The sequence below is a fragment of the Citrobacter sp. Cpo148 genome, from assembly GCF_030332375.1.
GTDB classification, from domain to species: Bacteria; Pseudomonadota; Gammaproteobacteria; order Enterobacterales; family Enterobacteriaceae; genus Citrobacter; species Citrobacter portucalensis.
The window spans coordinates 252705-265989 of the sequence record NZ_JAOWHY010000043.1 but is presented as its reverse complement, the minus strand read 5'-3'; the positions used below and the strand labels follow the sequence as shown (position 1 = coordinate 265989).

The following is a 13285-nucleotide window of genomic DNA, read 5'->3' as shown; positions in this document are numbered from 1 at the left end:
TGGGTGACGCTATTGTGCGCCGCCCAGGTGAAAATCTCAACGCTTCGGGTTCTGTAACTGACAGTTATTTAGCACAATTCTGTCTCGTTTATAGACCGTTGCCTCTTCGCCTTTAGACCAAAATACGTAGATACCATCGGTATAACGAGCACCTGATGCCGACACGCCCTGTTTGAGGTTCAATAGCTGATTATCATAAACAAAGCTTGCCGTCTGGCGGGTATTGTTCAGCTTCACGGTCAGCGGTTTTTCGTCGCAGCGGTATTCAAGCGTATCCGTTTGCATACGCTCGACAAATTGGTTGTACACACTACAACCGCTAAGCAGTACGGGCAGACACACTAACAACAGTTTTTTCATAGCCATATCCTGAAGACTTTCCTGGTCCTGGAGGGTAATGGCACCCTCCCTAATATCCTTAGTTTACCGGCACACCGCGCTGAATAATTTCAGTTAACTCTGAGTTCGTGGATTGGCAGGATAAATTGCCCCTAAAACACTCGGCTCTGACGCCCCAGTCACAGACGGTAAATTTCCCGGTAATCCGGCCAGCGTTCGCCACGCCAGCCAGGCAAAGGCTAACGCTTCCATATCATCACCGCTGATCCCGGCTTCATCAGTAGAGGTAACCTCTGTACCCGGTAATAATGCCGCCAGACGCATCATCAGCAGTGGATTACGACTGCCACCACCACATACCATGAGTCGATCACAGCCGCCGCTTAACAAGACCTGCTCTGAAATGGTTACTGCCGTCAGTTCGGCAAGCGTCGCCTGCACATCTCGTGGGCTAATTCCCGGAAACTGCGCCAGATGACGCTCTATCCAGCCGTAATTAAAATACTCACGACCGGTGCTTTTCGGCGCAGGTGCGGAAAAATAAGGGTCGTTAAGCATATTCTGCAGCAACGGCAGGATCACCGTTCCTGAAATGGCCCACTGCGCATCTTTGTCGTAGGGCTGGCCACATTGCCGCCAGATCCATGCATCCATCAGCATATTGCCCGGCCCGGTGTCGTATCCGCGAACGGGTTGTTGCGGAATAAGCAGAGACAGATTGGCAATCCCGCCGATGTTTAACACCATTCGACGTTCCGTTGGATGTGCCAGCAGTGCCTGATGAAACGCGGGAACGAGCGGTGCACCCTGCCCGCCAAGGGCGATATCACGTCGACGAAAATCGCCGACTACGGTTATCCCGGTACGCGCGACAATCTGGTTGTTATCACCAATTTGCAGCGTGTGCGGCGCAGCACCGTTCGGTTCATGCCAAACGGTTTGCCCGTGGCAACCAATCGCAACGATATCCTGCGGTTTCAATTTTTCTTGCGCCAACAGCGCATTCACCGCCTCAGCAAATAGATAACCGAGCTGTGCATCTAACTGACCAAACTGAGAAAGTGTAAGCTGCTGCCCCTGGCAGATATCCAGAATAGCTTGTTTAACATGAATGGGGATGGGCCAGGTCAGACTCGCCTGCTGCGCAACCATCGTTTCATCTATTGTCGCCAGCACAACATCGACGCCATCAAGGCTGGTTCCAGACATTACACCGATAAAACGGCCCGATTTCATAGGTCATCCTTTTAAGCAAATTAGCCTTGACACTCAACCATAAAGTGTCGACTAATGCCATGCTTCCTTAATGATTTTTGGTGGCTAATCATTACAATGATCGTTTAATTACATCAATTACATGAATGATTCGTTTATACTCGGTTGATCCGATTTCGGTTAAGATTTTCATATTGTTCCAGTAGAACATGTGACCTTAGGCTCACAAATGCCATATAATTTAGCCATGAAGGGTGCTTTATTAGCGTTTCGTGGTGACAAAGGAGATTTGTAAATGATTAAACGTGTGCTGATTGTTTCATTAATGGGCGTATCTTTAGCGGGTTGCGTTAACAATGACAGCCTTTCAGGCGACGTATATACCGCATCCGAAGCGAAACAAGTTCAGAACGTTACCTACGGTACGATTGTTCATGTTCGTCCGGTGCAAATCCAGGGTGGCGATGACGCAAACGTGATTGGTGCTATTGGTGGTGCGGTACTCGGCGGGTTCCTTGGTAACACCGTCGGTGGCGGTACGGGTCGTTCATTAGCGACGGCTGCAGGTGCAGTTGCCGGTGGCGTAGCGGGTCAAGGCGTACAAGGTGCGATGAATAAAACCCAGGGTGTGGAACTGGAAATCCGTAAGGATGATGGTAATACCATCATGGTGGTTCAGAAACAGGGTGCGACCAAGTTTTCAGCCGGCCAGCGCGTTGTTATGGCTAACAACGGCAGCCAGGTTACCGTGTCTCCACGCTAATCGAATTCACGTGTGGTCAGGCTCTGGCCACACGTAACTTATCGTTTCAACCTTGTGACTGCAGTTCAATAATATTGTGTTCGAGTTTGGCAACCAGCTTAATCAGCAGATCAATTTCCTCAGCTGAAATCCCTTCCAGAATTTCTCCACGTGTTTTGTTGATCACCGCTTCCATATCAGCGATCAGCGGCTCAGCCTTCTCTGTCAGTTTAATTCTCTTAGCTCGACGATCGCTGGCGCAAGTCTGTCGTGAAATGAGTCCCTTTTCTTCCAACTGGTCAAGCGTACGTACCAGCGAAGGCTGCTCGATGCCAATCGCTTTAGCCAACTGAATCTGCGATTGATCCGGCGGCAACTGATGAATGTTGTGCAGCGTAACCCAATGCGTCTGCGTCAACTCCAGAGGTTTCAGGCGATGGTCAATCAGAGCACGCCAAATGCGCACCAACCGTGCCAGATCAGAACCTAATGGCGATTCCAATTTCATCTCCTTATAATTAGCTTGCTAAGTTATTGTGCTGATTTTAGAATAGTGTGCAGCATTTGTATTCCCAAAACAAATGTATTGCCAAATTTGCTTACCGGCTGACATTTTTTCAGACATTATGCGTTACGGAGACTCATTGTCTCTTTTTTGCTAAACCTATAGCAATGCTCTCTTCCGTCAAGGATTTTGCCCGTGAAGTTTATGTTTAATGCAACAGGATTGCCCCTACAAGATTTAATGATCGGCGCATCTGTCTACTTCCCTCCTGTTTTCAAGGCGATTGTAGCAGGATTTATTCTCTGGCTGGTTGTTCATCGCCTGCTGCGCGACTGGATTTACTCCGGCGAAATCTGGCATCCCCTGCTAATGGATCTGTCACTCTTTACGCTTTGCGTATGTCTGGCCTTTGTTATGCTGATAGCGTGGTGATTATGTCGCTTAAAACCATTAAATACTTCTCAACTATTATAGTCGCTGCAATCGCAGTTTTCGCCGGATGGTGGATGTGGAATTACTATATGCAATCGCCCTGGACACGTGATGGCAAAGTACGTGCTGAGCAGGTCAGCATCACGCCGCAGGTGTCAGGCAGCATTAGCGAACTCTATATAAAAGATAACCAGTTTGTGAATAAAGGCGATGTCCTTTTTATTATCGACAAGACGCCATTTCACATTGCTGAACTGAATGCGCAAGCGCAACTGGCAAAAGCGCAGTCTGACCTGGCGAAAGCCAATAACGAAGCCAACCGCCGCCGTCATTTATCGCAAAATTACATCTCAGCCGAGGATCTGGATACCGCAAATCTCAACGTGAAAGCCATGCAGGCAAGCGTTGAAGCGGCTGAGGCCAGTTTGCGCCAGGCCCAGTGGCAACTGACGCAAACGGTGGTCAAAGCCCCCGTGGCGGGTTGGGTCACAAACCTGTCTACCCGTACCGGTGATTACGCCTCAACCGGTAAGCCCCTGTTTGCCCTTGTCGACAGTCACTCTTTTTATGTGATGGGATATTTTGAAGAAACCAAATTGCGCCATATTCGAGAAGGCGCACCTGCGACGATTACACTCTACAGCGGCAATGTAAAGTTACAGGGTCACGTTTCCAGTATTGGCCGTGCCATCTACGATCAAAGTGTGGAAAGTGATTCCGGCCTGATTCCCGACATCAAACCCAACGTGCCGTGGGTACGTCTGGCGCAGCGTGTCCCGGTACGCATCGAATTCGACGCCCTGCCGCGGGAGGTCACGCTGGTGTCAGGTACAACCTGCAGCGTATCCATCGGCCAGCGTAAATGAAACTGCCCCGCCTGACACCAGGCAATTTGCCGTGGTTTAAAGCCACGGCGGCACAGTGGCGTTATGCGCTGCGTAACACCATTGCGATGTGCCTGGCGTTAACTTTTGCTTATTATCTGAATCTGGATGAGCCCTACTGGGCGATGACCTCTGCGGCGGTGGTTAGTTTTCCCACCGTTGGCGGGGTTATCAGCAAAAGTCTGGGTCGCGTGGCGGGTAGCCTACTGGGAGCCACCGCCGCATTGATTATTGCCGGTCATACTCTCAATGAGCCGTGGCTGTTTTTGCTGAGCATGTCAGTGTGGATCGGTTTTTGTACCTGGGCATGCGCGCACTTCACCAATAACGTTGCCTACGCCTTTCAACTGGCGGGTTATACGGCGGCGATCATTGCGTTTCCCATGGTCAATACCGTGGAAATTACGCAGTTATGGGATATCGCGCAGGCACGCGTGTGTGAAGTCATCGTCGGTATCCTGTGTGGTGGCGTGATGATGATGATCCTACCCAGCACCTCCGATGGCACCACGTTACTGACTGCATTGAAAAACATGCATTCACGTTTACTGGAACATGCCAGCCTACTCTGGCAACCAGAAACCACGGATGCCATTCGCACAGCCCATGAAGGTGTTATCGGGCAGATTCTGACCATGAACCTGCTGCGTATTCAGGCTTTCTGGAGTCATTACCGCTTTCGTCGCCAGAATGCTTTGCTCAATTCGCTGTTGCACCAGCAGTTACGGATGACCAGCGTGATTTCCAGTCTGCGCAGGATGCTGCTGAACTGGCCTAATCCCCCGTCCAACACCCGGGAAATCATCGAGCAGTTGCTCAGCGAACTAATAAAATCCAATGCGAATAGCTACACCGTCGCATGTATTATTGCCCCGCTGCGGCCCGTCGATGCCCGCGACTATCGACACGTCGCCTTCTGGCAACGACTGCGTTATTTTTGTCGGCTCTACCTGCGCAGCAGTCATTATCTGCATTTACTGGAAAATGGTGTTACCGCCGAGCGTATTAATATCGCCCGCACGCCGGGACTTGCCCGTCATACCGATAATGCGGAAGCTATCTGGAGCGGGTTGCGTACGTTCTGCACTTTGATGCTTATCGGCGCATGGAGCATTGGTGCACAATGGGAATCAGGCTCTGGCGCACTCACGCTCGCCGCGATCAGCAGTGTGCTGTATTCCGCCGTTGCCACACCGTTCAAGTCGCTTTCTTTGCTGATGCGTACGCTGGTTCTACTGTCGCTATTTAGCTTTGTGGTTAAGTTTGGCCTGATGGTGCAAATTTCCGACCTCTGGCAGTTTATTCTCTTTCTCTTCCCGCTACTCGCCACCATGCAACTGTTGAAGCTACAAATGCCTGCCCTGGCAGGTCTTTGGGGGCAGCTGATTGTATTTATGGGTTCGTTTATCGCGGTGACCAATCCGCCGGTTTATGATTTTGCTGATTTCCTGAATGACAATATGGCGAAAATCACCGGCGTGGCGCTGTCATGGCTGGCCTTCGCCATTCTGCGCCCCGGGTCGGATGCACGGAAAAGTCGCCGCCATATTCGCGCCCTGCGCCGGGATTTTGTCGATCAGCTCAGCCGACATCCATCACTCAGTGAAAACGAATTTGAATCGCTGACCTATCATCACGTCAGCCAGCTCAGCAACAGTCAGGATGCGCTGGCGCGACGCTGGTTATTACGTTGGGGGGGCGTTTTACTGAACTGCTCGCACGTGGTGTGGCAACTGCGCACCTGGGAGGCGCGTTCCGATCCGCTGGCTCGCGTCAGGGACGTGTGTATCTCGCTGCTGCGCGATGTAATGAGCGAACGTGGCGTCCAGCAACGACCACTGAATGCCACGCTGAATGAGCTACAGCGCATCTGCGATACGCTTGCCCACCATCATCAACCCGCTGCGCAGGAACTGTCGGCACTGGTCTGGCGGCTACACTGCTCGCTTTCACAACTCGAACAGGCGCCGCCGCCGGGTACTCTCAGTCGTTGATTATTTGATAACACCACAGGCGTAGCGCGCTCCGCCACCGCCAAGCGGTTTCGGTTGATCGGACATATTATCGCCGCCCACATGGATCATCAGCGCTTTACCTTTAACCTCATCGATCGTTTTCAGCCGCGGCGCAACGACCGGCGTTGTGGCGTTACCTTCGTTATTCACCACCAATAGCGGCAGGTCGCCCATATGACCTGCGCCTTCCGGGCCTTCATGTTTACCGGTTTGATGCGGATCGTAATGGCCACCAGCCGATTCTGCGGCTGAGGCTTTCCCTTCTTTAATCGCGGGTTGGCAACTGCCGTTCATATGCACATGGAAGCCATGTTCACCTGGCGGCAACGCTTTCAGATCGGGCGTAAACTTCAGCCCCTTTGCGGTTTCAGCAATAGTGACCGTACCAATCGCCTGGCCGACGCCTTGCGATGTGACCAGATTCATCGTCACTTTTTCTTCACTGGCAGCCTGCGCACCTGCACAGGCAAGTAGAGTGATGATGGCCAAACTCAAACGCTTCATAAGACCTCCGTCCAAAAGGTGTCTGATTGTTAAGTGTAAACCAGTGACACAAATTTGAACGGAGATGCGCCAAAAACGCGATTAGGGTACGTCGTAACCCAGCACCGCTTTACGAATGCGGAACCATTGCTGGCGAGACATGTTCAGCGACTCAGACTCAATGGCAGCACGTACACGCTCTATTTTTCCTGAGCCAATAATCGGCAGCGGCTGAGACGGCAGACGTAAAATCCAGGCGTATACCACCTGCTCAATAGATTGCGCATTCAACTCTTCAGCGATCACGGCAAGCTCATTACGTAAAGGCTGGAAAGCATCATCATTAAACAGGCGACCACCGCCGAGACAGGACCAGGCCATCGGGCGAATTCGCAGCTGTTGCAGTTGATCTAAAGTACCATCCAACAGGAGCGGCTGATGTACTGGTGAAATTTCTACCTGGTTGGTCGCCAGAGTAAACGGCAGACGCGATTGCAGCAATGAGAACTGTGCCGGGGTGAAGTTGGAGACGCCAAAGTGACGCACTTTGCCACTATGGTGCAATTTTTTAAAAGCGTCGGCGACATCGTCAGCATCCATAAGCGGATCGGGACGGTGGATCAGCAGCAGATCAATATGATCGGTCGCCAGCAGCTTCAGCGACTCTTCCGCACTGGCAATAATATGTGCACTGTCGGTGATGTAGTGGCCCAGCGCATTTTCCGCGCGCGCCGTCGTCGCGATCCCGCATTTGGTCACAATCTGCATTTTATCACGCAAATGCGGAGCCAGTTTCATTGCCTCACCAAACGCCGCTTCACACAGGTATCCACCGTAAATATCGGCGTGATCGACGGTGGTCACGCCAAGATCCAGATGCTCTTCAATAAAGCTGACTAGCTGGCGCGCGGACATATTCCAGTCCATCAGGCGCCAGTACCCCATCACAAAGCGAGAAAATTCCGGGCCTTGCGGCGCAATAGTAATACGCTGAACCATAGCAGCTTCCTTTTAAGTGAATGTGTCTCGAGTATACGCAATTACGCTTTTAAAAGAGTGAAGGTTGTTGCGGTTCTTCCGAAGGGTTGGCTTTGTTTGCGCGTAATTTACGCATCAGGCGCTGACGACAAAGCCGCAGCACTTCCTGCTTTTGGGTATCGCTCATCTTTTGCCAGTTAAAACGCTCATCCCGACTGCGAAAACAGCCACGGCAAAAGCCGCGTTCGTCAGACTGACATATTCCACGGCATGGGCTCTGGACGGGGAAAAACTCCAGCTGTTCGGCCACATCCCCTCCTTTAATAAGATTGATATACCTATTGAAGACGTTAACTGAATTTCTCGCAAGCGCTATTGCATTAGACCGACTGGTCTATTACACTCCTTCCCATGAACAAAATCACTGAACACGATACACGCGAACATCTGCTGGCGACTGGCGAACTGCTGTGTATGCAGCGCGGCTTCACCGGCATGGGGTTAAGCGAACTACTGAAAACCGCTGAAGTACCCAAAGGTTCGTTTTATCATTACTTTCGCTCTAAAGAAGCGTTCGGTGTCGCGATGCTGGAACGCCACTATGCGGCCTATCATCGGCGACTGGCTACGCACTTTGATACGGGAGCGGGAAACTACCGCGATCGCATTCTGGCCTACTATCAGGAAACCCTGAACCAGTTTAGCCAGCACGGCATTATTAGCGGCTGTTTAACTGTAAAACTGTCTGCCGAAGTGTGCGATCTGTCAGAAGATATGCGCACAGCGATGGATAAAGGCGCGCGGCACATTATTGTGCTGTTAGCGCAGGCGCTGGAGAAAGGTCAGGCCAGCCATTGTCTGTCTTTTGTTGGCGAGCCGTTACAGCAGGCGCAGGTACTGTATGCGCTGTGGCTTGGCGCCAACCTGCAGGCCAAGATTTCTCGTAGCGCCACTCCGCTGGAAAATGCGCTGGCGCACGTTAAAAACATCATCACAACGCCTGCCGTTTAACAGGCGTTTTTATTTCCTTCATTACTAGACGACCGGTCTATTCAGGAGTGCCACATGTCATCTGAAAAACTGTTTTCCCCACTGAAAGTGGGTGCTATTACGGCAGCAAACCGCGTATTTATGGCGCCACTGACGCGTCTGCGCAGTATTGAGCCTGGCGACATCCCTACTCCGCTGATGGCCGAGTATTACCGTCAACGCGCCAGCGCGGGGCTTATCATCAGCGAAGCGACGCAGATTTCCGCACAGGCGAAAGGCTATGCCGGAGCACCCGGCTTACATAGCGAAGCGCAAATTGCCGCATGGAAGAAAATCACTGCTGCCGTACACGCTGAGCAAGGTCATATTGCTGTCCAGTTGTGGCACACTGGACGCATCTCTCACGCCAGTCTGCAGCCAAACGGTCAAGCTCCAGTTGCACCTTCCGCGATTAGCGCTGGAACCCGCACCTCGCTGCGCGATGAAAACGGCCTGGCAACGCGTGCCGATACCTCAATGCCGCGTGCGCTGGAAACCGAAGAGATTCCGGGCATCGTTAATGACTTCCGTCAGGCGATAGCCAATGCGCGCGAAGCGGGTTTCGATATGGTTGAACTGCACTCTGCCCACGGCTACCTGCTGCACCAGTTCCTGTCGCCAACGTCTAACCAGCGTACTGATCAATACGGTGGCAGCGTCGAAAATCGTGCGCGTCTGGTACTGGAAGTGGTTGATGCCGGAATTAAAGAATGGGGTGCCGATCGCATTGGTATTCGCGTCTCCCCGATTGGCACTTTCCAGAACGTAGACAATGGCCCAAACGAAGAAGCCGATGCGCTGTATCTGATTGAACAATTGGGCAAGCGCGGAATCGCTTACCTGCACATGTCTGAGCCGGACTGGGCCGGTGGCGAGCCGTATTCCGATGCGTTCCGCGAAAAAGTTCGCGCGCGCTTCCACGGCCCTATCATTGGTGCTGGTGCTTACACCCCAGAAAAAGCAGAAGCGCTGATCGAGAAAGGTCTGATCGACGCCGTTGCTTTTGGTCGCGCCTATATTGCTAACCCGGATCTGGTGGCGCGTCTGCAACGCAAAGCAGAACTGAATCCGCAACGTGCCGAGAGTTTCTACGGCGGCGGCGCGGAAGGTTACACCGACTATCCTACCCTCTAACGTCACAATCTCCGTTCTGCCATTGATAGCGGCGTAACAACGCCGCTATACTAAAACAACATTTTGAATGTATTAGCCATTTTCGAAGGGGAAAAAGATGCGTTTACTCCATACCATGCTGCGCGTGGGTGACCTGCAGCGTTCCATCGAGTTTTATACCAACGTGCTGGGCATGAAGCTGCTGCGTACCAGCGAAAACCCTGAATACAAGTACTCTCTGGCTTTTGTCGGCTACGGTCCTGAAACCAGTGAAGCAGTAATCGAACTGACCTATAACTGGGGTGTCGACAAGTATGATCTGGGTACTGCCTATGGCCATATCGCCCTGAGCGTAGACAACGCGGCTGAAGCCTGTGAACGTATTCGCCAGAATGGCGGTAACGTAACGCGTGAAGCAGGTCCAGTAAAAGGCGGCACCACAGTGATTGCGTTCGTTGAAGATCCGGACGGCTACAAAATTGAGCTGATCGAAGAGAAAGACGCCGGGCGCGGCCTGGGCGATTAATCTCCCCCTCGGGCGCAGATCGTCTGTGCCCATAGTTTTATACTCATCATTTTGCCATAATACGCGCTGCAATTTTCCCGTATTAAGAGACCCAGATGTCCGATAACGCTCAACTTTCCGGTCTGTGTGACCGTTTTCGTGGTTTTTATCCTGTCGTCATTGATGTCGAAACCGCAGGGTTCAATGCCAAAACCGATGCGCTGCTTGAGATTGCCGCCATCACACTGAAAATGGATGAACAAGGCTGGCTGATGCCGGACACGACGTTACATTTCCACGTAGAGCCGTTTGAAGGTGCCAATTTGCAACCGGAAGCGCTCGCCTTTAACGGTATTGACCCTAACAATCCGCTACGCGGTGCGGTCAGCGAATATGATGCTCTGCATGCCATCTTCAAAATGGTGCGTAAAGGCATTAAAGACAGCGGCTGCAATCGGGCAATCATGGTGGCGCATAACGCTACGTTCGACCACAGTTTCATGATGGCTGCAGCAGAACGCGCCTCGCTCAAACGTAATCCGTTCCACCCATTTGTAACCTTTGATACGGCGGCATTAAGCGGTCTGTCTCTGGGGCAGACTGTATTGTCAAAAGCGTGCCTGGCGGCGGGAATGGAGTTTGACGGGAATCAGGCGCACTCGGCGTTGTATGACACCGAACGTACGGCCGTGCTGTTTTGCGAAATCGTTAACCGCTGGAAACGTCTCGGCGGTTGGCCTCTTCCCGTGCCTGAAGAAGCGTAACGGCGACATAAAAAAAGCGACCATTTCAGGTCGCTTTTTTACTTCTGCTGGTATTACTCAGCGTCCGGCTCTTCGGTTTTGTATTTCGCTGCTGTTTCTTTAATCAGCTGCTGCAACTCACCGCGCTGGTACATTTCGATCAGAATGTCACAACCGCCAACCAGCTCACCATCAACCCACAGCTGTGGGAAAGTTGGCCAGTTTGCGTATTTCGGCAGTTCGGCGCGAATATCCGGGTTCTGCAGAATATCAACATAAGCAAAGCGTTCACCACAGGCTGACAGCGCCTGCACAGCCTGTGCGGAGAAACCGCAGCTTGGCAGTTTAGGGGAACCTTTCATGTACAGGAGAATCGGGTTTTCAGCGATCTGGCGCTGGATTTTTTCGATAGTGGTGCTCATTATCTTGCTTCCTTAAACTTCTTTTACGGCAGTAGTCTGACATTGTAACGGGTCAGACAGGCAACGGAAAATAACATTTTCATTACGCGTTATTATTTTATCCCCTGACGCTAAAAGTTGCATTCACAATCTCACTTATCCCCTTCAAACATGTGGATTTGATTATCTGTTCACCAACTCAAACGTTAATTGCTGTTTTTTTTTGCGGTCGGTTACGAAACATAGTTTTAAACAAAAAAAGCTATTAACTTTCCCTCTTTCTATAGATTAGAATCATCAAGTTTTGAAAATCACACGCAGGCACGATAGACCTGCCTTACCAGAGGACTGCTCAGTGGCGCGGATAAACCGAATCTCGATCACGCTCTGTGCTTTGCTTTTTACTACACTGCCTTTTACGCCTATGGCTCATGCTTCCAAGCAGGCCAGGACGACACCTACCAGTACTCACCCACTCAAGACGGTAGATAAAAAGAAAAGCGCAACAACCAGCCAAAAAACAACAAAGACCAGCAAGAAAACGGCGACAAAGACCACCAGCAAAACCAGCACCAAAACCGCTTCCTCTTCCAAAAAACGCACTGCCACTCCGGCAAAGTCGACTAAAACTGCAAATCGCCGTGGTAAAACTGCCGCAGCACAAACCGCAGCCGTTACCTGGACTGAAAAATGCACACCGCGCAAAGGTCATAAACCACGCTGTGTGAAGGTGAAAACTACTGCACCGACTACTCTTGCTGACGCACATAAAGTGAAAGTGCAGAAAGCGACTAAAACCGCTATGTCCACCTTGATGAACCAAATCGGTAAACCTTATCGCTGGGGCGGCTCCTCGCCAAGAACCGGGTTTGACTGCAGCGGTCTGGTTTATTACGCCTATAAAGATCTGGTGAAGTTCCGCATTCCGCGTACCGCGAATGAAATGTACCATCTGCGTGATGCCGCACCAATTGAACGTGGCGAACTGAAAAATGGCGATCTGGTCTTCTTTCGTACCCAGGGTCGCGGAACAGCCGATCACGTCGGCGTTTACGTCGGCAACGGTAAGTTTATTCAGTCACCGCGCAGCGGGCAGGAAATTCAAATCACCTCTCTGAGCGAAGATTACTGGCAGCGCCACTATGTGGGCGCTCGTCGGGTAATGACGCCAAAAACAATTCGCTAAAAACTTACCCTACAGAACATGCTGTAGGGTAAGTTCTTCTTTTGCATAACCTTTCAATTTGTTACCCTATCCTTACTCACAATGAGGCTATTGTGTGTACTCAATATAAATAATAAGGAGAGAAGCAATGTCGTTTGAATTACCTGCATTACCGTATGCCAAAGATGCTCTGGCACCGCACATTTCTGCCGAAACGCTGGAATATCACTATGGCAAACACCATCAAACCTACGTGACCAATCTGAACAATCTGATTAAAGGCACGGCGTTTGAAGGCAAATCACTGGAAGAGATCGTTCGTAGCTCTGAAGGCGGTGTATTCAATAACGCAGCACAAGTATGGAACCACACGTTCTACTGGAACTGCCTGGCACCAAACGCAGGTGGTGAACCGACCGGTAAACTGGCTGATGCAATCGCCGCTTCCTTTGGCAGCTTTGCAGATTTCAAAGCGCAGTTCACCGATGCAGCTATCAAAAACTTCGGTTCTGGCTGGACCTGGCTGGTTAAAGGAACGGATGGCAAACTGGCTATCGTCTCCACCTCCAACGCAGGTACTCCGCTGACTACCGACGCGACGCCGCTGATGACCGTTGACGTATGGGAACACGCCTACTACATCGACTATCGCAATGCTCGTCCTGGCTACCTGGAACATTTCTGGGCGCTGGTGAACTGGGAATTTGTTGCGAAGAACTTCGCAGCATAAAAAAGA

Annotated in this window: 16 protein-coding genes and 1 pseudogene; 10 read left to right on the top strand and 7 right to left on the bottom strand. The window is 51.3% G+C overall.

Annotation, left to right across the window (positions count from 1 at the left end; genetic code table 11):
* Positions 1-36 precede the first annotated feature (36 nt).
* Positions 37-366, bottom strand: a complete 330-nt coding sequence (gene mliC / locus OGY10_RS11220) for a C-type lysozyme inhibitor (RefSeq protein WP_122984223.1) — start codon at positions 364-366, stop codon at positions 37-39.
* An 87-nt stretch (positions 367-453) separates the two neighbouring features.
* A complete protein-coding gene (gene anmK / locus OGY10_RS11215) occupies positions 454-1575 on the bottom strand; it encodes an anhydro-N-acetylmuramic acid kinase (RefSeq protein ID WP_008784673.1) in 1122 nt (373 codons plus the stop codon).
* A 274-nt stretch (positions 1576-1849) separates the two neighbouring features.
* On the opposite strand from anmK, the gene slyB reads away from it, so the two are divergent.
* Positions 1850-2317 carry an outer membrane lipoprotein SlyB gene (gene slyB, locus OGY10_RS11210; protein WP_003029175.1) on the top strand — a complete coding sequence of 156 codons (468 nt, stop codon included), beginning with the start codon at positions 1850-1852 and terminating at the stop codon, positions 2315-2317.
* A 46-nt stretch (positions 2318-2363) separates the two neighbouring features.
* On the opposite strand, the gene slyA is transcribed toward slyB, so the two are convergent.
* Positions 2364-2804 carry a transcriptional regulator SlyA gene (gene slyA / locus OGY10_RS11205; protein ID WP_008784672.1) on the bottom strand — a complete coding sequence of 147 codons (441 nt, stop codon included), beginning with the start codon at positions 2802-2804 and terminating at the stop codon, positions 2364-2366.
* 192 nt (positions 2805-2996) lie between these two features.
* Here slyA and OGY10_RS11200 point away from each other — a divergent pair, with 192 nt between their 5' ends.
* The 3 genes and pseudogenes from OGY10_RS11200 (at position 2997) to OGY10_RS11190 (ending at position 6136) form a co-directional block, all read left to right on the top strand.
* A complete protein-coding gene (locus OGY10_RS11200; protein ID WP_003029180.1) occupies positions 2997-3233 on the top strand; it encodes a DUF1656 domain-containing protein in 237 nt (78 codons plus the stop codon).
* Between the two features lie 2 nt (positions 3234-3235).
* Positions 3236-4099 (top strand): efflux RND transporter periplasmic adaptor subunit, encoded by an 864-nt coding sequence (locus OGY10_RS11195; protein WP_204191734.1) that lies wholly within the window; start codon positions 3236-3238, stop codon positions 4097-4099.
* A pseudogene (locus OGY10_RS11190) lies at positions 4096-6136 on the top strand (FUSC family protein). The gene OGY10_RS11195 and the pseudogene OGY10_RS11190 overlap by 4 nt, the downstream one beginning before the upstream one ends.
* Here OGY10_RS11190 and sodC read toward each other — a convergent pair.
* The 3 genes from sodC to OGY10_RS11175 all read right to left on the bottom strand — a co-directional run bounded on the left by sodC (position 6112) and on the right by OGY10_RS11175 (position 7903).
* On the bottom strand, positions 6112-6636 hold the full coding sequence (sodC, locus tag OGY10_RS11185; protein ID WP_191226057.1) for a superoxide dismutase [Cu-Zn] SodC: 525 nt from the start codon (positions 6634-6636) through the stop codon (positions 6112-6114). The pseudogene OGY10_RS11190 and the gene sodC overlap by 25 nt on opposite strands.
* An 81-nt stretch (positions 6637-6717) precedes the next feature.
* Positions 6718-7614, bottom strand: a complete 897-nt coding sequence (locus tag OGY10_RS11180; protein ID WP_286576755.1) for an aldo/keto reductase — start codon at positions 7612-7614, stop codon at positions 6718-6720.
* Positions 7615-7663: 49 nt separating this feature from the next.
* Positions 7664-7903 (bottom strand): DUF1289 domain-containing protein, encoded by a 240-nt coding sequence (locus OGY10_RS11175; RefSeq protein WP_003832768.1) that lies wholly within the window; start codon positions 7901-7903, stop codon positions 7664-7666.
* 101 nt (positions 7904-8004) lie between these two features.
* Here OGY10_RS11175 and OGY10_RS11170 point away from each other — a divergent pair, with 101 nt between their 5' ends.
* From OGY10_RS11170 to rnt, 4 genes are all read left to right on the top strand, one after another.
* Entirely contained in the window at positions 8005-8604 is a 600-nt protein-coding gene (locus tag OGY10_RS11170; protein ID WP_003832766.1) for a TetR/AcrR family transcriptional regulator, read from the top strand.
* A gap of 54 nt (positions 8605-8658) precedes the next feature.
* Complete coding sequence (locus OGY10_RS11165) at positions 8659-9756, top strand: alkene reductase (protein ID WP_032943320.1); 1098 nt, start codon at positions 8659-8661, stop codon at positions 9754-9756.
* A 97-nt stretch (positions 9757-9853) separates the two neighbouring features.
* Positions 9854-10261, top strand: coding sequence for a lactoylglutathione lyase (gene gloA, locus OGY10_RS11160; RefSeq protein WP_003832762.1), 408 nt, complete (start codon positions 9854-9856; stop codon positions 10259-10261).
* Between the two features lie 95 nt (positions 10262-10356).
* Positions 10357-11004, top strand: a complete 648-nt coding sequence (gene rnt / locus OGY10_RS11155; protein ID WP_003029200.1) for a ribonuclease T — start codon at positions 10357-10359, stop codon at positions 11002-11004.
* A 53-nt stretch (positions 11005-11057) separates the two neighbouring features.
* Here the strand turns inward: rnt and grxD are convergent, their stop codons facing one another.
* Positions 11058-11405 carry a monothiol glutaredoxin 4 gene (gene grxD / locus OGY10_RS11150; RefSeq protein ID WP_003832760.1) on the bottom strand — a complete coding sequence of 116 codons (348 nt, stop codon included), beginning with the start codon at positions 11403-11405 and terminating at the stop codon, positions 11058-11060.
* A 334-nt stretch (positions 11406-11739) separates the two neighbouring features.
* Between grxD and OGY10_RS11145 the strand changes: the two genes are divergently transcribed.
* Positions 11740-12570, top strand: coding sequence for a C40 family peptidase (locus OGY10_RS11145; protein ID WP_008784666.1), 831 nt, complete (start codon positions 11740-11742; stop codon positions 12568-12570).
* Positions 12571-12697: 127 nt separating this feature from the next.
* Positions 12698-13279 carry a superoxide dismutase [Fe] gene (gene sodB / locus OGY10_RS11140; protein ID WP_003029205.1) on the top strand — a complete coding sequence of 194 codons (582 nt, stop codon included), beginning with the start codon at positions 12698-12700 and terminating at the stop codon, positions 13277-13279.
* The last annotated feature ends 6 nt before the right edge of the window (positions 13280-13285 follow it).